Source organism: Neisseria sp. P0019.S002 (genome assembly GCF_051957155.1).
Lineage (GTDB): Bacteria > Pseudomonadota > Gammaproteobacteria > Burkholderiales > Neisseriaceae > Neisseria > Neisseria perflava.
In genome coordinates this window covers 306,391-326,334 of record NZ_JBQCWS010000001.1, presented here as the reverse complement: position 1 = coordinate 326,334, position 19,944 = coordinate 306,391, and the positions used below count along the sequence as shown (strand labels likewise).

The window sequence follows — 19,944 nt, the reverse complement described above, 5'->3', positions numbered from 1 at the left end:
CCATGTATTTAATCGATTCACATTGCCATCTCAACTTTGACGGCTTAAAAGACCGCCTACCCGAAGTCTTTGCCAATATGGAAGCGCAAAGCATCAAACAGGCGCTTGCCATCAGCGTCAGCAAACAAAGTTTTGCCGAAGTCTTCGACATTGCTCAGGCAAACGACCACATTTACTGCACCATCGGCATACATCCCGACAGCCAAGAAGCAGAAGAATTTACCATTGCCGAAATGGTAGAAGCGGCCAAACATCCCAAAATCGTCGGTATCGGCGAAACCGGTTTGGACTATTACTGGTGCAAAGGCGATTTGTCATGGCAGCATCAACGCTTTGCCGACCATATCCAAGCCGCCAACGAAAGCGGCCTACCCGTTATCGTCCACACGCGCGATGCGGCCGAAGACACATTGCGGATTTTGAAAGAGTGCCACACTAATTCCGGCGTGATTCACTGCTTCTCTGAAGACGTCGCTTTTGCCAAAGCCGCTTTGGATTTGGGGTTATACATTTCCTTCTCCGGCATTGTGACGTTTAAAAACGCACCGCTGATACAGGAAGCCGCCAAATACGTCCCTGCCGATAGAATCTTGGTAGAAACCGATGCGCCTTTCCTCGCTCCGGTTCCCAAACGCGGCAAACAAAACGAACCTTCCTACGTCCGCTATACGGCCGAGTTCTTAGCCAATCTGCGTGGCGAGAGCTTGGAAACATTGGCACAAAACACCAGCGACAATTTCTATCGCCTGTTTAAGAAAGTACCCGATGGCCGTCTGAACAACGGTTAAGTCTAGAGCTTCTACCAGCGACTCTGCCAATCTGTCATCCGGGTTCTACGTCAAACATAGCAGTAAACTCGAAATGACCCGAGACAGAAACGCAATCGGCTTGCGCTATCTTCCGAACGGCAGACTTTTAAAGAATGGGAATATTCCCATCAACACAATAAATAAGTTTAAATTCAAAATATTGCTTTCCTAAGCCCAGCAAAGCTCAAGGCCGTCTGAAAGTATTTTCAGACGGCCTCTTGCTTATTTTACCGATAGGATGTAAAACCTATCCTTCGAAATAAACGGTTCATCAAAACCGTACATCAATCGACACAATATGGACACAAACTCCGAAATGCACACCCACCCTAATTTTTACGCTATGCTGACTGCAGCCTGCCAAAAAAACGGTAAAGGCACGGTCATTTTCAACGACAAAGAAAAAATCAGCTATTCCTCCCTCAAACGCGAAGTAGAAACCGTCGCCGCCTATCTACAACACCAAGGCATACAATATGGCGACAAGGTTGCCCTTGTCGTTTCCAACTCTCCCGAATTTATTGCCGCCTATTTCGCCATTACTTCCATCGGCGCGGTAGCCGTCCCACTCAACGTCTTTTTGAAAAGCGAAGAATTTTCCTACATCCTCAATGACTGCGGCGCACGCTTCATGTTCGCATCCGCGCCGTTGGCCAAAGAACTCAAAAACATCAAAGCCAAAACCAAAGTCAATAAAATCATCTGGATTGGCGAAACCAACGCCGCCAGTGGCGATGACAGCTATTTCGATGCCGCGCGTACATTCCCCGGCAAGCCGAATCTGAGCCTCCAGCCGTCCGTCAACGATTTGGCGCACATTATCTACACCTCCGGCACAACCGGCCATCCCAAAGGCGCATTAATCAGTTACAGCAACCTGTTTTCCAACCTTTCAGGCATCGAACAAATTTTCCAAATCTCGCAAAAAGACCGCTTCGTCGTCTTCTTGCCCATGTTCCACAGCTTTACGCTGACTGCCATGGTTTTGCTGCCGATATCTCAAGCCTGCTCGATTATTTTGGTCAAATCCGTCTTCCCATTCTCCAACGTGTTGAAACAGGTTTTGCTCAAACGCGCTACCATTTTCCTCGGCGTACCGGCTATTTACACTGCCATGAGCAAAGCCAAAATCCCTTGGTATTTCAGATGGTTCAATCGCGTCCGTCTGTTTATCAGCGGCGGCGCGCCTCTGGCCGGACAAACCATTGACGACTTCAAAGCCAAATTCCCACGTGCCAAATTGCTGGAAGGCTACGGCTTGAGCGAATGCTCGCCCGTTGTGGCCGTCAATACGCCCGAACGTCAAAAAACCGCCAGCGTCGGCGTCGCCCTGCCCGGCTTGACCGTGAAAGCCGTCGATGACGAATTGATCGAAGTGCCGCGCGGTGAAGTGGGCGAACTCATCATCAAAGGCGGCTCGGTTATGCAGGGCTACCTCAATATGCCTGACGCCACAGATGAAACCATCGTCAACGGTTGGCTGAAAACCGGCGACTTCGTCACCATAGACGAAGACGGCTTCATCTTCATCGTCGACCGCAAAAAAGACCTGATTATCTCCAAAGGCCAAAACGTCTATCCGCGCGAAATCGAAGAAGCCATCTACAAACTCGAAGCCGTGGAAGCCGCCGCCGTAATCGGCGTAAAAGACCAATACGCCGATGAAGAAATCATTGCCTTTATCCAACTCAAAGAAGGCATGAAACTGGAAGAAGCCGAAGTCCGCAGCCACCTGCGCGGCCTGTTGGCAAACTTTAAAATCCCCAAACAAATCATCTTCCAAGACGAGCTGCCGCGCAATGCGACCGGCAAAGTGTTAAAACGCAAACTCAAAGAACAGTTTCAAGACTAAACTGCTGTTTCAGACGGCCTCTTGATTCATGCAGGCCGTCTGAAAACCTGTCATCAACAAACTTTTCAGACGGCCACGACCATGACGACACCTATACTCGAAATCGAAAACCTAAACGGCTCCTTTCCGAGCAAGCAAGTCCTGCACGATATCAACTTGACCTTGCAACCCGGCCGCAAGCTGGCATTGGTCGGCGAGAGCGGCAGCGGCAAAACCGTATTGTCGCAAGGCATTATGCGCCTGAATCCGATGGTTACCTTTGAAGGCAGTCTGAAATATTGCGGAACCGATCTACTGACCCAGCCCGAACGTGCCCTGCAAAAACTGCGCGGCCGCGAAATCGGCATGGTGTTTCAAGAACCCATGACCGCCCTCAACCCCGTCATGCGCGTCGGCGAACAAATCGCCGAAGTCCTGTCCCTGCATTTGGGTTTGGATAAAAAACAGGCATGGGCGCGCGCTATCGAACTCCTGGACGAAACCGGCATCCACCAGCCCGAGCAAAAAGCCCAGGCTTATCCGTTCCAGCTTTCCGGCGGCCAACGCCAGCGTGCCATGATTGCCATGGCCGTATCCGCCCAGCCCAAGCTCCTGATTGCCGACGAACCGACCACCGCTTTGGACGTTGCCGTCCAAGCCCAAATCCTCGATCTTCTCTCACGCCTGCAGGAAGAACACGGCATGACTATGCTCTACATTACGCACGACTTAAACCTTGTGCGCCGTTTTGCCGATGATGTCGCCGTTATGCGTAATGGCCGCATTCTCGAAACCGGCAAAGCAGCCGAAGTCTTCGCCAATCCGCAGCACGAATACACCAAAATGCTGCTCAACGCCGGCACAACGCGCCGAGTGGCTCCATTGCCTGAAAACCCTGCCACCGTCCTTAAGGCCGAACAAATCGCCTTCTCCGTCAAAGAATCAGACGGCTGGTTTAAAAAACGCGACAAAACCATTCTTAACCCCGTTTCTTTCGATCTCAAATCGGGGGAAACATTGGGCATCATCGGCGAAAGTGGCTGCGGCAAAACCACGCTGGCCAAAGCCGTTATGCACCTTATCGATTCCGAAGGCAGCCTGAACATCAACGGCGAGCCATGGCGACATGAATTGCGCCGCGAAATCCAAATGGTGTTCCAAGACCCGTTCGGCGCATTCAATCCGCGCATGAACGTCTTTGATACCGTTTCCGAAGCCTTGCGCGTTCACGAGCCTAGTATGCCGCGCGAAGAAATGCGCCGCCGCGTTCAAGAAGTCCTCAAACAAGTCGGTCTGCCCGAAGACGCACTCGAACGCTATCCGCACGCATTCTCCGGCGGCCAGCGCCAACGCCTCGCCATCGCCCGCGCCATCATTGTCCGCCCGAAAATCCTCGTATTGGACGAACCAACCAGCGCGCTTGATGTCCAATGGCAACAACAAATCCTTGAATTGCTCAGCGGCCTGCAAAAAGAATACGGCCTCGCCTTCATCATCATCAGCCACGACCTCGCCGTCATCCGCGCCATTTCCCACCGTGTGATGGTGTTGAAAGACGGCAAAATCGTTGAAGAAGGCGAATGTGAAAACGTGTTTGCCAATCCAAGCAGCGACTACACGCGCCATTTGATTGCACACTCCGGCCACATGGTTCAAGAGGCCGTCTGAATCTTTAAAGATTACGATAGACGCATTTCAAAAAAACTATTACCGGGTGGCGGCACTTGAAATTTTCCCTGTCTGCCACTATTCTGAACAACATATTTATTAATCCCGATTTAGAAGGAAACAAACATGAGTAGCGAATTGATTATCCACGCCAGCGATGCCAGCTTCGAACAAGACGTTTTGAAATCCGACGTACCTGTACTGCTGGACTTTTGGGCACCATGGTGCGGCCCTTGCAAAATGATTGCCCCAATCTTGGACGACATCGCCTCCGAATTCCAAGGCCGTCTGAAAGTCGTTAAAATCAATATCGACGACAATGAAGTCACTCCTGCCAAATTCGGCGTTCGCGGCATCCCTACCCTGATGGTGTTCAAAAACGGCAAAAACGTTGCAACTAAAGTCGGCGCATTGGCTAAAGGCCAACTGACTGCATTCGTTGAAGCTTCTATCGCTTAAGGCTTTAAGCATATAAAAAGGCCGTCTGAAAACAATTTTCAGACGGCCTTTTTTGTATTCATTAAGCAGCCAATGGTTTCAAAATCAGGCTGGCATTTTCAGCCTTCACTTTAAACAGCAAATCAATATTCGGATGTTTGCCCGGATTGGCTTCGGCATCAGCAACATGCTCGGCAAACCATGCCAGGCCGCGTTCTGCCGCCGCTGCGTCAAGTTTACCATCAAACTCTTGCGCCAAAGCATGGTAAAGTTTGAGCGAGCCTTGTTTGCCGGGCGCATTGGGAATGTGATGAACCACATTGCCCTCTTTATCAAGAATATCCAAGCCGCTCAAATGGTCGATGGCAGGCATGGTGGCCAGATTATCTTGGAAGCTCATGATTGTCCTTTCTGATGTGGGTTTTAAAGCAAACCATATAACAAGGCCGTCTGAAAGTTTAGGTTTGACACTTTTCAGACGGCCTTAAACATTTCAATTAACGTGTACCGAAAATCTTATCGCCGGCATCGCCCAAGCCTGGGATGATGTAGCCGTGTTCGTTCAAGTGGCTGTCAAGCGCGGCAGTGTAGATGGTTACATCAGGATGCGCCTCGTTGACGGCTTTCACGCCTTCCGGCGCGGCAACCAATACCAATGCTTTGATGTTACGGCAACCTTTAGCTTTCAAAAGGTCGATGGTGGCAACCATAGAGCCGCCGGTCGCCAACATTGGGTCGATAATCAGCGCGGGACGTTCGTCCATGCTGTCGACAAATTTTTCAAAATAAGAAACCGGTTTCAAAGTTTCTTCATCGCGCTGCAAGCCGACAACGCTGATTTTGGCAGTCGGAATCAGGTCGAGTACGCCGTCGAGCATACCCAAACCGGCACGCAAAATCGGGACGACGGTCAGCGTTTTGCCTTTGATGCGGTCGCCTTCAATAGAGCCGCACCAGCCGTCAATAATATATTTTTCAATTTCAAAATCACGGCTGGCCTCATATGCCATCAGACGTGCCAACTCGGTGGTAAGCGTGCGGAATTTGTAAGTGCTGCAATCCGCTTCACGCATCAGCGTGAGTTTGTGGCGGACTAAAGGGTGGTTGATAACGGTAACGTTCATGTTGATTTTCCGAATTGCGTTGATGGAGGGGGATTATACTTTTTTTCGCATGGCGCGCAAAGTGCGTATTCATGCGAAAGGCCGTCTGAATCAGGGTTTCAGACGGCCTTTGTCAACAATTTTACATTACGGAATATTGTGGATAATTAAGCTTTCAGCAATTCTTGCAGTTCGCCGGCTTCGTACATTTCCATCAAAATGTCAGAGCCGCCGACAAATTCGCCGTTAACGTACAGTTGAGGAATGGTCGGCCAGTCGCTGTATTCTTTAATGCCTTGGCGTACAGCATCGTTTTCCAATACGTTGACGGTTACATAGTCGGTGCAACCTGCCGCATTCAGGATTTGTACGGCACGGGAAGAGAAGCCGCATTGCGGGAATTGCTTCGTGCCTTTCATGAACAATACGACGCGGTGGGTGGTTACGACTTCTTTGATTTGATCGTGGATAGAGGACATGGTGTGTTCCTTTTACTAAATCGGTTGTTCGGGGAAAATCAAATTTCCCGCCATTATACGCAAATTGATGAAGTTGAGGGGCGTTTATCAACGTCGGATCTGACCGTTGCCGTTGATGTAGAACTTGGTCGAAGTCAGCGCTTCCAAACCCATCGGGCCGCGGGCGTGCATTTTTTGGGTGGAAATCCCGATTTCCGCGCCCAATCCGAAAACAAAGCCGTCGGTAAACCGAGTGGATGCATTGACATAAACCGCCGCCGCATCAATGCTTTCTTGGAAAAACTCGGCATGGGCAATGCTTTGGGTCACAATCGCTTCCGAGTGATGCGTCGTATGGCCGTTAATCCAATCGACGGCTTCTTCCACTGTTTTCACTATTTTGACCGACATAATATAGTCAAGAAACTCGGTACTGTAATCTTCCTCGGTTGCCAAAACAGCATTTTTAAACATACGCAGTGCTTCCTGATCGGCTCTAAATTCGACCGGATGCACTTTGGCAACGGCTTCTTCCAGTTTGGGCAAAAACGCCTCCGCTATCTTTTCATGAACAACCAAAGATTCAGCGGCATTACACACGCTTGGGCGCTGCATTTTGGCATTCACGACGATATCGACCGCCATCTCCAAATCGGCACTGTCATCTACATAAATATGGCAATTACCGACTCCGGTTTCAATGACGGGAACTTTCGATTTCTCTTTCACCGTCTGAATCAAGCGCGCGCCGCCTCGCGGAATCAGCACATCAATATAATCGACTGCCTGCATCAATTCCTCGGCAGCAGCATGACTGGTATCTTCGACCAGCTGCACCACATCGGCATCCATTCCCGCTTTTACCAAAGTCTGCCTGATGACGGCAATCAATGCGGTATTTGAATAGATCGCGTCGCGACCTCCACGCAAAATAATGGCATTGCCGGTTTTAAAGGCCAGAGAGAACGCATCGACCGAAACATTCGGGCGGCTTTCAAAAATCATGGCAATCACGCCCAAAGGCACGCGTTTTTGAACAATCTTCAAGCCGTCCAGATTGGTATAACCGCGGACAACCTGCCCAATCGGGTCCTGCAAATCGGCAACCTGCTCAACACCTTCCGCAATGCCTTTGATGCGTTCATGATTCAAGCGCAGCCTGTCGAGCATAATGTCCGAAATGCCGTTTTCTTTTGCAGCGACCAAATCGCGGGCATTTTCCGCCAAAATCATCTCAGCCTGTTCAACCAAAGCCGCCGCAACCTGACGCAGCAGATTGTTTTTTTCCACGCTTCCCAAGCTGATTAACGTTTTACTGGCTTTTTGGGCATTCTTGCCCATCTGTTCGATATAGCTCATCAAACCTCCCTATTTCTCTTGTGCAAACCACGTTCCGATAGGCGCGCCATCTAAAACCTGAAGGATATCGCGCGGATTGGCGCTGTTCATCAACACCATCTGGCTGTGATGTTCAAACATCATCTGCGCGCTCTTAATCTTACTGAGCATGCCGCCCGTACCAAATTTACTGCCCGATCCGCCGGCAGAAGCAATAATTTCCTCGGTAATATCGGCAACATGGCTGCGCAGCTTGGCATCGGCGTGAACAGCCGGATTTTTATCAAACAAACCGTCAATGTCGGACAACATAATCAGCAAATCGGCTTTAACGATTTTCGCCACGACTGCCGACAACCGGTCGTTATCGCCAAATTTGGTCGCATGGTCCATCTCATCCACGCTGACCGCGTCGTTCTCATTGACAATAGGGATGACGCCGATGGAAAGCAGGGATTCAAAAGCATTGGTAACGTTTGCCAAACTTTCTGGATATTCGACCACATCACGCGTCAGCAGGATTTGCGATACCGTCATCCGATAATGGGAAAAAATCTGCGAATAAAGGCTCATCATGGCCACTTGGCCGACGCTGGAAACAGCCTGCTGCTGAGCCATTTCCGCCGGACGTTTTTCCATATTGAGGACATTCAGCCCAAAGCCCATCGCGCCGGAAGACACCAGCACAATTTCTTTGCCCTTACTGACCAAGCTGGAAATGACAAAAGCCAGTTGGTCGATTTTTGCCAAATTGATTTTGCCGTTTGGCAACACCAAAGAACTGGTTCCAATCTTAATGACAATGCGTTTTACTGCTTCAAAATCTCGTTTCATTATTCTCCTCTGCTTTCTATTTTTATGATTGCATGCGGCATTATTTCAGCCAAACGTATCTACATCATAACTGCGAAGCAATAGAAAATACAGACAAAATTAAAAAATGCCTCCTTTTAAAACCGTATTTTCAGCTTTTATTCGAATCCGTTAACAACAAAATAAAAGGCCGTCTGAAACCCTATTTCAGGTTTCAGACGGCCTTTTACCGATTATTGAAACTCTAGCCTGTCACGATAAATACAGACCGTTCCCTACAAAAGCTTATTGGTGTTCAGAAATAATTTTCAGCATTTGCGCCAATACTTTAGGATTGGCCGCAACGATGTCGCCGCTTTCCAACCAGCCTTCATTACCGGACATATCGGTAACGATACCGCCTGCTTCTTGGACAATCAATGCACCGGCGGCAATATCCCAAGGTTTGAGGTTGAACTCGAAGAAACCGTCCAAACGGCCGGCCGCAACGGCACACAAATCCAAAGAAGCCGCGCCTTCACGACGGCCGCCGGCGGTTTTTGACAAGAAATCTTTTAAAATTGCCAGATACTTGTCCATCATGCTTTGATCGACAACAGGGAAGCCGGTACCGATCAGGCAGCGGTTCAATTCGATGCGGTTGGAAACGCGGATGCGGCGGTCATTGAGCAACGCACCTTTGCCGCGGGAAGCCATGTATACATCGTTGCGCTCAGGTGCGTACACCAAAGCTTCTTGCAACACGCCTTTATGCAGGAGTGCCATAGAGATGGCGTATTGAGGATGGCCGTGGAGGAAGTTGGTTGTGCCGTCGAGCGGATCAATAATCCATTCGTACTCGGCGGTGGCTTTACCGTGGGAGCCGCCTTCTTCGCAAGTGATTTTGTGGTGAGGATAGGCTTCTTTGAGCGCTTCCACCAAAATCATCTCGGAACTGCGGTCAACATCGGAAACGAAGTCGTTGAATGCTTTGCTGTCTACTTTGACGGCATCCAGATTGCCGGCGGCGCGAATCATCATTTGCCCTGCTTTACGGGCGGCTTTGAAAGCGGTATTTAAAAACGGATTCATGGTTTTCTTCCTAATTCAGGTAAAATACGCCCTAATGCGCCGAACATGGCACATAAGAGGCTGTTAATCGTTTCCGATGCTGTTAAAGAACATTTCAGACGGCATGGAAAAAGGCCGTCTGAAAACAAAAAGATGGCGCATTATACCTGATTCCCGAACAAACAGAAAACAAAACATGACTTCCGAAAAACCCGCACTGCCCGCTTATCTGGACAACATCCGCATCATCCTCACGCGTACCAGCCATCCTGCCAATATCGGCTCCGCCGCGCGCGCCATGAAAACAATGGGCCTGCACAAATTGACCATCGTCGCCCCCAATCTGATGGCAACGCCGATGACGGAGAATCCGCCCGTGTTCGATCCGGAGCATCCGCAATCGTTTACATTACCGGAAGAAAGTTTCATCCTCGCTTCCGGCGCGGCAGACGTTTTGGAAAATGCTACCATTGTCGCTTCTTTGGACGAAGCCCTTGCCGACACCACCATCGCCTGCGCCCTGACCAGCCGCCGCCGAGAAATCACCGCGCCGCTGCAAACCCCGCGCGATTTGGTGCCCGAATTACTGCAGGCCGCCAACCGCGGCGAGAAAGTGGCACTGGTTTTCGGCAACGAAACTTTCGGCTTGAGCATCGAAGAAGTCCAAGCCTGCAACCGACTGATGACCATCAACGGCAATCCCGACTATTTCTCGCTCAACCTTGCCCAAGCCGTGCAGGTTGTGTGCTACGAAATCTTCAGCCAAACCGATTCGCCCATGACCCACCTGCAACAGGAAGACCACGCCGCAACCCACGAGCAAATCAAAGGCATGGTCGCTCACATGGAAAGCGTGATGAACGACATCGGCTTTTTCAACCGCCGCAACGGCGAGCGCCTGATGCGCCGTATGCAGAGCCTGTTCGGCCGCGCCAACACGCAAACCGAAGACATCGACATCCTGCGCGGTTTTTTCAATACCGTCAGCCACCGTATCCATAAAAAAGACTGATTGAGGCCGTCTGAAAACATTACAAGCTTTTTCAGACGGCATGACTGATATTCGGATAAGCATGAATTACGCCCTAGACGCATTATGGTGGAAACTCACCAGCCAACCTGTCCGCGACCTCGCCTCACTGCTGACTGCGCCGCCTTTGTGGCAAAGCGGTTGCGAATTGAGCGTGCGCGAACTATTGGGGAAACACGGTTTCCGTTACCTTTTGGCATTGGATGCCGATCCCGCGCCGCTGACGGATTACCTTGCCCAACGCGCCCCATTCGGACACCGTCTCGGCATTTATGCCGAAGAGTTGCTGGCTTTTTGGTTTGCCAACGCGCCGCACGCCAAACTGCATGCCTACAACCTGCCCGTTTTTTCAGACGGCCAAACTTTGGGGGCTGCGGATTTTGTCGTTTCCCTCAACCAACAGCCCTACCATATCGAGCTGGCGTGCAAATACTACGGCGGAGACCAAGTGCAAAACCTGCGCGGCCTCAATCCTAAAGACACGCTGACGGACAAAGCCGCCAAATTGGTACAGCAATCCCAGCTGCTGCATACGCCGCAAGGCAAAGCAACCTTAACCGCACAAGGTCTGCCGGAAAATCCACTTCCTGCTTCCATCGTGCGCGGCATCGGATTTTTTCCACAAGGTTTCAATGCTTTTGAGCCGCCACTTAACCCATACGGCTGGCGCGGCATCTATATACAAGACTGGGCGGAATATACGTTTGAACGCCAAGAAGCCCGCTACCATCTGCTCGACCGCATGGCCTACCTCGCCCCTGCGCGAGTTGCCGAAACTGAAACATTGAGCGAAACCGAAATCCGCCGTATCGACCAAGGCTTGATTGCCGTTTTGGAATTACGGCCGGACGGCTTTTGGCACGAAATCGAACGCATCATGAAGGCCGTCTGAAACCCTTTACTAACTTTAAGAGAAACCCATTACATTATGAACGCCGCACAACTCGACCATACTGCCAAAGTTTTGGCTGAAATGCTGACTTTCAAACAGCCTTCCGATGCTGTCCTCTCCGCCTATTTCCGCGAACACAAAAAGCTCGGCCGCCAAGACCGCCACGAAATCGCCGAAACCGCCTTTGCCGCGTTGCGACACTATCAAAAAATCAGTACCGCCCTGCGCCGTCCGCACGCGCAGCCGCGCAAAGCCGCTCTCGCCGCAATGGTTCTCGGCAGAAGTACCAACATCAGCCAAATCAAAGACCTGCTTGATGAAGAAGAAACAGAGTTCCTCGGCAATTTGAAAGCCCGTAAAACCGAGTTTTCAGACGGCCTGAATACCGCCGCAGAATTGCCGCAATGGCTGGTGGAACAACTGCAACGGCATTGGAGCGAAGAAGAAATCCTCGCCTTCGGCCGCAGCATCAACCAACCTGCCCCGCTCGACATCCGCGTTAATACTTTGAAAAGCAAACGAGATAAAGTATTGCCATTGTTGCAGGCTGAAAGTTCCGATGCAGAGGCAACGCCTTATTCGCCCTGGGGCATCCGCCTGAAAAACAAAATCGCGCTTAACAAACACGAACTGTTTTTGGACGGCACGCTGGAAGTCCAAGACGAAGGCAGCCAGCTGCTTGCCTTATTGGTGGGTGCAAAACGCGGCGAAATCATTGTCGATTTCTGTGCCGGCGCCGGCGGTAAAACCTTGGCTGTCGGCGCGCAAATGGCCAACAAAGGCAGAATCTACGCCTTCGACATCGCCGAAAAACGCCTTGCCAACCTCAAACCGCGCATGACCCGCGCCGGACTGACCAACATCCACCCCGAACGCATCAGCAGCGAACACGATACCCGTATTGCCCGACTGGCAGGCAAAGCCGACCGCGTGTTGGTGGACGCGCCCTGCTCCGGCTTAGGCACGCTGCGCCGCAATCCCGACCTCAAATACCGCCAATCCGCCGAGACCGTGGCCAACCTTTTGGAACAGCAACACAGCATCCTCGATGCCGCATCCAAACTGGTGAAACCGCAAGGCCGCTTGGTGTACGCCACTTGCAGCGTGTTACCGGAAGAAAACGAGCTGCAAGTCGAACGTTTTCTGTCCGAACATCCCGAATTTGAACTCGTCAACTGCGCCGAACTGCTGCAAAGCCTGAAGGTCGATTTGGATACCGGAAAATACCTGCGCCTCAACTCAGGAGAACACCAAACCGACGGCTTCTTTGCCGCTGTATTGCAACGCAAGGATTAAGGTTGAAAAAGGCCGTCTGAAATCCTTTCAGACGGCCTTTTTGATAGATTTTTTACATTAAAATCATTAGATACGATAGTCGCGCTTTGCAATAATATACTTTAAGGCATGTATCTCGACCTTTCATCAGAATATTGTGAAAAGCTGGAAAAAATGCTTTATGCTTTGTAAATGTATGTGTTCTCGTTCAAAATTCGCCCGGTCATGCCTCAGGCGATATCCGATACAGACAACGATAATATATAAATCATTTGGTTAAAAATCATGTCGCATATTTATTCTTCACCCACAAAGCCCCGTTTATTGTCATCAGCCGTTGCCCTCGCCTGTTGTCTGTTGCCGTTTCAGACGGCCTCTGCATACAGCCTGCAAGACATCCTCAGGGACGCTTTAATCAGCGACCCGATTGTGCGTGAAGCCAAAGCCACTCAAGAAGCTGCGCAAAGCACGACCAAAGCCACGCGTGCGCGCCATTATCCTGTCGTTACCCTGACCGGCACGAAAGTGCTGGCGCAACACAATAAATACAACAGCAACGACATGGATGACGGTATCGGCGTGCGCGGCAGCGTGAACATCTACTCATGGGGTGCGATTGAAGCCGCCGTCCGCCGCGACCGCAGCCGCGAAGAATACTATCAACACAAATACACCGAAAGCCAAGAGCAGCTGGGCAGCGATATCGGCCGCCTCTACCTGAGCGCATTGCGTGCAAAAGAAACCCTGATCCTCAACGAACAGACTTTGGCGCGCCACAACAACCTCTTAAAAGACTTGGACACCATCGTCAAATATGATGCCGGCCGCCGTTCTGAGCTGATTGAAGCGCGCGCGCGCCAACTACAAGTGGCAAACATCATTGCCCAACAACGCCGCACCATGGATTTGGCACTGAGCCGCCTGTCCCGCTATACCTCGCGCCAGCTGACTGCCAACGACTTGGAAGATCCGTTTAAAAACGACACGGCGAAATCCATCACTGAACGCTTCAACAATCCCAACCGCAACAATAATCCGTCCTATCAGGCGCAATTGGCCGAGCGCGACAGCGTCCGTGCCGATTTGGACGCCTCCAAAGCCGAACGCCTGCCTGCCCTCAATTTGGAAGGCAGTGCAACGCGCAACACCAGACAGCTTTATTTAAACGTTGCATGGAATGTGTTGGATATTGCCGCACGACACAATGTAGAGCGCAATGCCAAATCATTGATTGCCGCAGAAGCCAAGTCCGAACAAATCCTGCGCGACATGAACGAACGCGTTCAAACTTCCGCCATCGATATGCAGGAAAGCGAACAGCGTACCGCGCTGACGGCGCAACACATCGCCGCCCAAAAAGAAGTCATCAAAGTGTACGAATTGCAGTTTAAAATCGCCCGACGTACGCTGACCGACGTTTTGAGCGCATACAGCGAGTTATCCTCCATCGAACAGGATTACGTTGCCGCCCGCAACGATTTCCGTGATGCGGCGCTCGACTATTTAAATACCCAGGCCAAAATCTCCGCCTGGGTCGGTTTGGCACAAAAATAAAGCCATATCCGCCGGTTAAACCAAAAACATTACGCGAAAAAATATGAAAGCCATCATTGAACATATCGTTTTAGTGACCCGCCTTTTGGGTGCGCCCGTATCCGAAGCCGCTTTGTCCGCCGAAGTCGTGCGCGACAAAAAGCTCAAGGTCAACTATCACTCACTGGTCGAAGTCCTGCGCAGCCACGGCTTTGAAAACACCTTATCCAAACGCAATTTGGAAGACATCCCCTCGCTCGCCGTGCCGGTCATGATTATCCTGCACAACGAAGAGGCCGCGGTCATTACCAAAATCGAAGGCTCCGGCCAAGAGCGCAAATACCATATCCGCCAGGTTGACGGTTTGGAACAGGAACTCAGCCACGAGCAGCTTTCCGGCCTGTATTTAGGCTACTGCTGGTTTATCAAACCCAAAATGGCTACCGATATGCGCTCGGAGCTGCCTGAATACCATTTGCCCAAAGCATGGTTTTGGAAAGTCATTTGGCGTTTCCGCAGCTACTACTACCAAGTCATCTTGGCCACCATCATCATCAACTTCCTTGCACTCGTCAGCTCTCTGTATGTGATGAATGTGTACGACCGCGTGATTCCCAACCAAGCCTATGAAACCTTATGGGTATTGAGTATCGGCGTGGTATTGGCGATTTTGTTTGAGTTTGCCGCCAAGATGATCCGCGGCCACTTAACCGATATTGCCGGTAAGAAAGCCGACCTGATCATCAGCTCCGCTTTATTCCGCCGCGTGATGGCATTGCGTCTGGCAGACCGTCCCGCTTCTTCCGGTTCATACGCCAGCAACCTGCGCGAATTTGAAGCCGTGCGCGAGTTCATGACCAGTGCCAGCTTGTTGACTATTGTCGACTTGCCTTTCCTGTTGCTGTTTATCTTCGTGATTTCCATGGTCGGCGGCAAACTGGCACTCGTTCCCTTGACCATCATTCCGATTGTCGTGATTGTCGGTTTTGTCGTACAACGCCCACTCTCTCGCCACATCAACGAATCAATGAAAGAAGGTTCGCAACGCTCCGGCCTTGCCGTTGAAGCCATCGAAGGCATCGAAACCCTGAAAACCAACAACGCCACATCTTGGGCGCAACAACGTTGGGATGAATACACCGCCAAAACTTCTGCTTCTTCCATCAAAGTCAAGGACACCAGCAACTTCATGGTCAACTTCGCCGTTGCCATGCAGCAGCTCAATACTGTCTTTTTGGTCGTTGTCGGTACCTATCTAATTCATGCCGACAACCATGCGGAACGAATTACCATGGGTGCTTTGATTGCCTCCGTGATTCTGTCCGGCCGCGCCTTGGCGCCGTTGGCACAAATCGCTGGTTTGGCCACCCGCTTCCAACAGGCCAAACTTGCCCTCAAAGGCGTAAACGACATCGTTACCCGCCCTATCGAGCGCAATCCGGAACGCAAATACATTACTTTGGACAACGTTCAAGGCAGCATTACCTTTGAAAACGTATCGTTCAAATATCAAGCCGACAACAACAGCGCCGTCGAAGATTTGCGCCTGACCATCAAACCGGGTGAAAAAGTCGGTATTTTGGGTCGTATCGGCAGCGGTAAAAGCACCATGCTCAAACTGGCCAGCGGTCTGTACGACACTGAAAAAGGCAACGTTACCCTTGACGGCGTCGATATGCGCCAGCTTGACCCCAACTTCCTGCGCGATCAAGTCCTGCTGTTGAGCCAATCGCCACGCCTGTTCCTCGGCACATTGCGTGAAAACATGGACTTGGCGCGTACCGGCAGCTACTCTACCGACCAAGACTTACTGACTGCGCTCAACCGCTTCGGCCTCGACAAAATCATCCGCAACCATCCGCGCGGTTTGGATATGCCTCTGGGTGAAGACGGCTTAGGCTTGTCCGGCGGTCAAAAACAAATCATCGCTCTGGCGCGTATGACCTTGCGCAACCCGAAAGTCGTCTTGCTGGACGAGCCGACCACCAGCCTGGACCAAGCCACTGAGCGTATGGCACTCAATGCCATCGCCCAATGGGGTCGCAACCGCACCATGCTTTTGGTAACCCACCGTCCGCAAGTGCTGCAAATCGTCAACCGCATCATTGTGATGGACAATGGTAAAGTCGTAATGGACGGTCCGCGCGACCTGGTATTGCAAAAACTCATGCAAAACGAACAGGCCAAAGCAGCCAACGTCAAACAACAACAGCAACAAGCTGCCGCCGCCAAACAGCAACAACAAGCTGCCACAGCCCCTCAATCGGCAGCACAATAAAGCAAAAGGCCGTCTGAAACCTACTTACTCTTTCAGACGGCCTGCACTAATGGTTAAAATCCACCAAACACAATAAAGATACACGATTATGAGCCGCGAAAACAACGTCAAATCCAAAGACCTACACCTCATCAACGACCTCAATGCCGCCCTTCAAAAAGAAAAACACAGCGGCCAATTTTGGGTCATCATCCTATTCTTCCTTTTCCTGGTTGTCTTCGTCGTCTGGGCATACAACAGTCCTGTCGAAGAAGTGACCCGCGGCAACGGCAATATCATTCCCAGCAGCCGTGAGCAAGTCATCCAAAGCCTCGACCCCGGCATCGTAACCGAAATCATGGTTAAAGAAGGCGACATGGTCGAGAAAGATCAGATTCTGATGAAACTCGACGACACGCGCAGCTCCGCCGTTTTACGAGAAAGCGAAGCCAAAGTCGAAAACCTCGAAGCCACCGTTGCCCGACTTAAAGCCGAGGCCTACGGCACCAAGCTCTCCTTCCCTGACAGCGTGGGCCCTGAGCTTCGCCGTCGCGAAATCGCCGCCTACAAAGCACGCCGTCAAGCCATGACCGACGCCGTCAGCGGCCTCTCCCAAAGCAAGGCCGCGCTTGACCGCGAAATCGCCATTACCGCACCTATGGTTGCCGAAGGCGTGGTTTCCGAAGTCGAACTTTTAAGAATGCGCCGTGATTCTGCAGATTTGGCCACCCAAATCTCCGAACGCCGCAACCGCTACAAAGCCGATGCCAACAACGAACTCTTGCAAGCCGAATCCGAGCTGGCGCAATCCAAAGAAAACGTTGCCATGCGTGCCGACCCGGTTGAACGCTCGCAAATCCGCGCGCCTATGCGCGGCATCGTCAAAGGCATAAAAGTCACCACCATCGGCGGCGTTGTGAACGCAGGCGAAGACATCATGCAAATCGTCCCGGTTGACGACAAACTGCTGGTCGAAGCCTATATCCGTCCGCAAGACATCGCCTTTATCCGCGCAGGCCAACCTGCATTGGTTAAAGTCAGCGCCTACGACTACTCCATCTACGGCGGTTTGGAAGGCAAAGTTACCCTCGTTGGTGCCGATACCGTCAGCAACTCCATGCAAAACCGTGCCAACGACCTGAAACTCGACCCGAACCAAGTCTATTACCGTGTTCTCGTCCAAACCGAAAACAACTCCCTGAAAGACAAAAACGGCAAACCTATGCCGATTATTCCGGGCATGGTTGCAACGGTGGACATCAAAACCGGTGAAAAAACCATCTTCCAATACCTGATCAAACCGATTACGCGTATGAAACAAGCGTTGAGCGAACGCTAGATAAAACGATAAAAGGCCGTCTGAACGTTTTCAGACGGCCTTTGGTTTATGTTTTAAATGCCTGTTTATCCGGCAGATAAATTACTTCTCCTTAAAAATAGCTCCGACAAACGTCCTTTTCGGATTGCCGCGCTCAACTTGATAGAGTTGCGCGTGCTGCTCCTGCGCAAAATTTCCTACCTGTCCGGCATGATGCTCCGCCAACTTTTGCGCCAATAACATGACCGCCAATTTTTTATTGGCATGCTGGCTGCGTTCGCTCTCGACCCGCACGGAAATGCCGCTTTCTTTATGGGTAGCACGGACGGCGCTTTCGGTTTTATTGACGTGTTGCCCACCCTTACCGCCCGAACGGCAGGTTTGAAACTCGATTCCGTTTTCAGACGGCATTTCATACATCTGCGGCATATCGGGCAAGCGGAAAACGCCTATATACCAATTTTTGCGTGGATGTTTCGGGCGGACAGGGCTGGGGCATATCCATTGGAGCGTCCCCTGCCAAGTTTGTGCCAAACTTTCGGCTTGCTGCCCTTCCAATTTGAGCGTTGCCGACAAAATGCCGTGCTTATCGGCGGTTTCGGTAACAAGTTCGACATCAATGCCTTTGGCTTGGGCTTCGGCAAGCAGCTTGCCCAAGACGAAACGGGCAAATATACGGCACTCTGCCGGCCCTTGCGCGGTGGAAATTTGCAGATAAACCGCTGGTGTATTCTGTTTCATCTTTACGCTCCACACTCGCCACGGGTTTTATAAGTCAAAACAGGCTTAAACCGCGCGACCAATTCAATCAAACCTGCATTTTTCATGGCGGCAATAACGCTGTCGATGCTTTTATAAGCCTGCGGCGCTTCTTCAAAAATCAAGGCCTTATCCTGACAAACGACTACGCTGCCAAACTCGGTCTGACGCAGGCTGTCGGTAGTATATTTGTGCGACAGCCTGCCTTTGCATTCGCCGCGCTGCCACTTCCGACCTGCGCCGTGAGCCAAGGTATTCAACGAAATTTGGCAATCTTCGGCAGGTCGGACCAGATAGCTGTAATCGCCGCGCGAGCCGGGTATCATGACCAAGCCTTTATCGGTGGGCGTTGCGCCTTTTCGGTGCAGCCAACCGGTTGTGCCGTCAATCTCGGTTTGTTCCAAAAAATTATGATGGACATCGAGCAGGCATATTCCTTCTGCGCGCCAACGGTCGAGCATTCTGGCCGCAATCAGACGACGGTTAAGGCTGGCAAATTCAAGGGCTGTTTGGTGTTCGGCAAGGTAGGCTGCTGCCGCTTCGCCCCCTTCTGCCAAACCTTGATGCCCAAAGGCGGCAATATGGCGTTGCAAAATCTGCTGGCCCAATCCGCGCGAACCGCTATGCACCAACAGTTGCAGATGGTTTTCATCAAAATCGGGGGGAAGTAGATCGGCGCGATAAACGGTATCAACGGTTTGCAACTCGGCAAAATGGTTGCCGCCGCCAATCGTACCTACGGCAAGGCCGTCTGAAAATTGGCGCATATCAACAGCGTCGCCTAATAAATCGACCTGTTCGTCTTTGTCCAACGGCATATCGATATTGCCCAGCTGTTTGGCGAGTTTGGCCGGTTTGAGTTTGGCTGCGCGCAAATTGGTCTGCCAAAACGCCATGCCGCAACCGATGTCATTCCCAATCAGGGCAGGATAAAAATGACGTTCGCTGAAAAATGCCGCGCCAATCGGATAACCGCGCCCTGCGTGTAAATCCGGCATTCCAGCAACGCGTAACATATGCGGTAATCGGGCGGTGGTTTCGAGCTGTGCGACAGCGTTGCCTTCAATCCATGTATTTGAATCGGCAATAATTTGAATATGATGGGGATAGTTGCCCATGTGTTTATGCTTTCTTTAAAACGGATAGAAACCGACAACTGATGACAATAGGTATCCACCGTCTGCGAAATGTTCAGACGGCCTGGTTTCTAGCCGATAATCGTAGGGAAAGCAGCCCGAAGCGGGCGACATGGAATGCGAAAAGCGTTATCCGAAAATCAGACCGACGCTTGGGCTGCAAAGAATGTGATTGAGCGGATTGAAGTATTACGTGTCATGGCTTGCTCCTTTCTTTGCATGAAAATATTAAAAAC

18 protein-coding genes are annotated in these 19,944 nt (G+C 51.2%); 10 read left to right on the top strand and 8 right to left on the bottom strand.

The features are described 5' to 3' along the window. Positions 1-2: 2 nt before the first annotated feature. The 4 genes from ACTHTY_RS01515 to trxA all read left to right on the top strand — a co-directional run bounded on the left by ACTHTY_RS01515 (position 3) and on the right by trxA (position 4,767). Positions 3-788, top strand: coding sequence for a TatD family hydrolase (locus ACTHTY_RS01515; RefSeq protein WP_440366243.1), 786 nt, complete (start codon positions 3-5; stop codon positions 786-788). A gap of 319 nt (positions 789-1,107) precedes the next feature. Beyond that, positions 1,108-2,661, top strand: coding sequence for a fatty acid--CoA ligase (locus ACTHTY_RS01510; protein WP_440366242.1), 1,554 nt, complete (start codon positions 1,108-1,110; stop codon positions 2,659-2,661). Positions 2,662-2,742: 81 nt separating this feature from the next. Then, positions 2,743-4,308 (top strand): ABC transporter ATP-binding protein, encoded by a 1,566-nt coding sequence (locus ACTHTY_RS01505; RefSeq protein ID WP_440366241.1) that lies wholly within the window; start codon positions 2,743-2,745, stop codon positions 4,306-4,308. Positions 4,309-4,434: 126 nt separating this feature from the next. Then, positions 4,435-4,767, top strand: coding sequence for a thioredoxin TrxA (trxA, locus tag ACTHTY_RS01500; RefSeq protein ID WP_440366240.1), 333 nt, complete (start codon positions 4,435-4,437; stop codon positions 4,765-4,767). Between the two features lie 61 nt (positions 4,768-4,828). Here the strand turns inward: trxA and ACTHTY_RS01495 are convergent, their stop codons facing one another. From ACTHTY_RS01495 to ACTHTY_RS01470, 6 genes are all read right to left on the bottom strand, one after another. After that, a complete protein-coding gene (locus ACTHTY_RS01495) occupies positions 4,829-5,146 on the bottom strand; it encodes a DUF2322 family protein (protein WP_188213688.1) in 318 nt (105 codons plus the stop codon). Between the two features lie 97 nt (positions 5,147-5,243). After that, positions 5,244-5,870, bottom strand: a complete 627-nt coding sequence (gene upp, locus ACTHTY_RS01490) for a uracil phosphoribosyltransferase (protein WP_003746048.1) — start codon at positions 5,868-5,870, stop codon at positions 5,244-5,246. A gap of 146 nt (positions 5,871-6,016) precedes the next feature. After that, positions 6,017-6,328 carry a Grx4 family monothiol glutaredoxin gene (grxD, locus tag ACTHTY_RS01485; protein ID WP_003681608.1) on the bottom strand — a complete coding sequence of 104 codons (312 nt, stop codon included), beginning with the start codon at positions 6,326-6,328 and terminating at the stop codon, positions 6,017-6,019. Between the two features lie 87 nt (positions 6,329-6,415). Then, on the bottom strand, positions 6,416-7,666 hold the full coding sequence (locus ACTHTY_RS01480) for a glutamate-5-semialdehyde dehydrogenase (protein WP_440366239.1): 1,251 nt from the start codon (positions 7,664-7,666) through the stop codon (positions 6,416-6,418). Between the two features lie 9 nt (positions 7,667-7,675). Beyond that, positions 7,676-8,479, bottom strand: a complete 804-nt coding sequence (gene proB, locus ACTHTY_RS01475; RefSeq protein WP_440366238.1) for a glutamate 5-kinase — start codon at positions 8,477-8,479, stop codon at positions 7,676-7,678. 264 nt (positions 8,480-8,743) lie between these two features. Beyond that, on the bottom strand, positions 8,744-9,529 hold the full coding sequence (locus tag ACTHTY_RS01470) for an inositol monophosphatase family protein (protein WP_440366237.1): 786 nt from the start codon (positions 9,527-9,529) through the stop codon (positions 8,744-8,746). Positions 9,530-9,704: 175 nt separating this feature from the next. Here ACTHTY_RS01470 and ACTHTY_RS01465 point away from each other — a divergent pair, with 175 nt between their 5' ends. The 6 genes from ACTHTY_RS01465 (at position 9,705) to ACTHTY_RS01440 (ending at position 17,834) form a co-directional block, all read left to right on the top strand. After that, the gene (locus ACTHTY_RS01465; protein ID WP_128582951.1) at positions 9,705-10,520 is read left to right on the top strand and encodes an RNA methyltransferase; all 816 of its coding nucleotides are present in this window, start codon (positions 9,705-9,707) and stop codon (positions 10,518-10,520) included. Positions 10,521-10,560: 40 nt separating this feature from the next. Beyond that, positions 10,561-11,430 (top strand): DUF1853 family protein, encoded by an 870-nt coding sequence (locus ACTHTY_RS01460; RefSeq protein ID WP_440366236.1) that lies wholly within the window; start codon positions 10,561-10,563, stop codon positions 11,428-11,430. Positions 11,431-11,466: 36 nt separating this feature from the next. Then, positions 11,467-12,726 carry an RsmB/NOP family class I SAM-dependent RNA methyltransferase gene (locus ACTHTY_RS01455; protein WP_440366235.1) on the top strand — a complete coding sequence of 420 codons (1,260 nt, stop codon included), beginning with the start codon at positions 11,467-11,469 and terminating at the stop codon, positions 12,724-12,726. Between the two features lie 303 nt (positions 12,727-13,029). Continuing rightward, a complete protein-coding gene (locus ACTHTY_RS01450) occupies positions 13,030-14,259 on the top strand; it encodes a TolC family protein (protein WP_440366234.1) in 1,230 nt (409 codons plus the stop codon). Positions 14,260-14,302: 43 nt separating this feature from the next. Further along, the gene (locus tag ACTHTY_RS01445; protein ID WP_440366233.1) at positions 14,303-16,516 is read left to right on the top strand and encodes a type I secretion system permease/ATPase; all 2,214 of its coding nucleotides are present in this window, start codon (positions 14,303-14,305) and stop codon (positions 16,514-16,516) included. Positions 16,517-16,604: 88 nt separating this feature from the next. Further along, positions 16,605-17,834, top strand: coding sequence for an HlyD family type I secretion periplasmic adaptor subunit (locus tag ACTHTY_RS01440; protein ID WP_070607767.1), 1,230 nt, complete (start codon positions 16,605-16,607; stop codon positions 17,832-17,834). An 81-nt stretch (positions 17,835-17,915) separates the two neighbouring features. Here the strand turns inward: ACTHTY_RS01440 and prfH are convergent, their stop codons facing one another. Continuing rightward, the gene (prfH, locus tag ACTHTY_RS01435) at positions 17,916-18,554 is read right to left on the bottom strand and encodes a peptide chain release factor H (RefSeq protein ID WP_440366232.1); all 639 of its coding nucleotides are present in this window, start codon (positions 18,552-18,554) and stop codon (positions 17,916-17,918) included. Between the two features lie 2 nt (positions 18,555-18,556). Continuing rightward, positions 18,557-19,690, bottom strand: a complete 1,134-nt coding sequence (locus ACTHTY_RS01430; protein ID WP_440366231.1) for an RNA ligase RtcB family protein — start codon at positions 19,688-19,690, stop codon at positions 18,557-18,559. Positions 19,691-19,944: the final 254 nt, after the last annotated feature.

Excerpts from the sequence above, each read along its gene's own strand:
- ACTHTY_RS01465 (WP_128582951.1), top strand. The coding sequence starts at position 9,705 with ATGACTTCCGAAAAACCCGCACTGCCCGCTTATCTGGACAACATCCGC.
- ACTHTY_RS01440 (WP_070607767.1), top strand. The coding sequence starts at position 16,605 with ATGAGCCGCGAAAACAACGTCAAATCCAAAGACCTACACCTCATCAAC.
- ACTHTY_RS01515 (WP_440366243.1), top strand. The coding sequence starts at position 3 with ATGTATTTAATCGATTCACATTGCCATCTCAACTTTGACGGCTTAAAA.
- ACTHTY_RS01510 (WP_440366242.1), top strand. The coding sequence starts at position 1,108 with ATGGACACAAACTCCGAAATGCACACCCACCCTAATTTTTACGCTATG.
- ACTHTY_RS01445 (WP_440366233.1), top strand. The coding sequence starts at position 14,303 with ATGAAAGCCATCATTGAACATATCGTTTTAGTGACCCGCCTTTTGGGT.
- ACTHTY_RS01470 (WP_440366237.1), bottom strand. The coding sequence starts at position 9,529 with ATGAATCCGTTTTTAAATACCGCTTTCAAAGCCGCCCGTAAAGCAGGG.
- ACTHTY_RS01480 (WP_440366239.1), bottom strand. The coding sequence starts at position 7,666 with ATGAGCTATATCGAACAGATGGGCAAGAATGCCCAAAAAGCCAGTAAA.
- grxD (WP_003681608.1), bottom strand. The coding sequence starts at position 6,328 with ATGTCCTCTATCCACGATCAAATCAAAGAAGTCGTAACCACCCACCGC.
- trxA (WP_440366240.1), top strand. The coding sequence starts at position 4,435 with ATGAGTAGCGAATTGATTATCCACGCCAGCGATGCCAGCTTCGAACAA.
- ACTHTY_RS01455 (WP_440366235.1), top strand. The coding sequence starts at position 11,467 with ATGAACGCCGCACAACTCGACCATACTGCCAAAGTTTTGGCTGAAATG.
- prfH (WP_440366232.1), bottom strand. The coding sequence starts at position 18,554 with ATGAAACAGAATACACCAGCGGTTTATCTGCAAATTTCCACCGCGCAA.
- ACTHTY_RS01495 (WP_188213688.1), bottom strand. The coding sequence starts at position 5,146 with ATGAGCTTCCAAGATAATCTGGCCACCATGCCTGCCATCGACCATTTG.
- upp (WP_003746048.1), bottom strand. The coding sequence starts at position 5,870 with ATGAACGTTACCGTTATCAACCACCCTTTAGTCCGCCACAAACTCACG.
- ACTHTY_RS01505 (WP_440366241.1), top strand. The coding sequence starts at position 2,743 with ATGACGACACCTATACTCGAAATCGAAAACCTAAACGGCTCCTTTCCG.
- proB (WP_440366238.1), bottom strand. The coding sequence starts at position 8,479 with ATGAAACGAGATTTTGAAGCAGTAAAACGCATTGTCATTAAGATTGGA.
- ACTHTY_RS01460 (WP_440366236.1), top strand. The coding sequence starts at position 10,561 with ATGACTGATATTCGGATAAGCATGAATTACGCCCTAGACGCATTATGG.
- ACTHTY_RS01430 (WP_440366231.1), bottom strand. The coding sequence starts at position 19,690 with ATGGGCAACTATCCCCATCATATTCAAATTATTGCCGATTCAAATACA.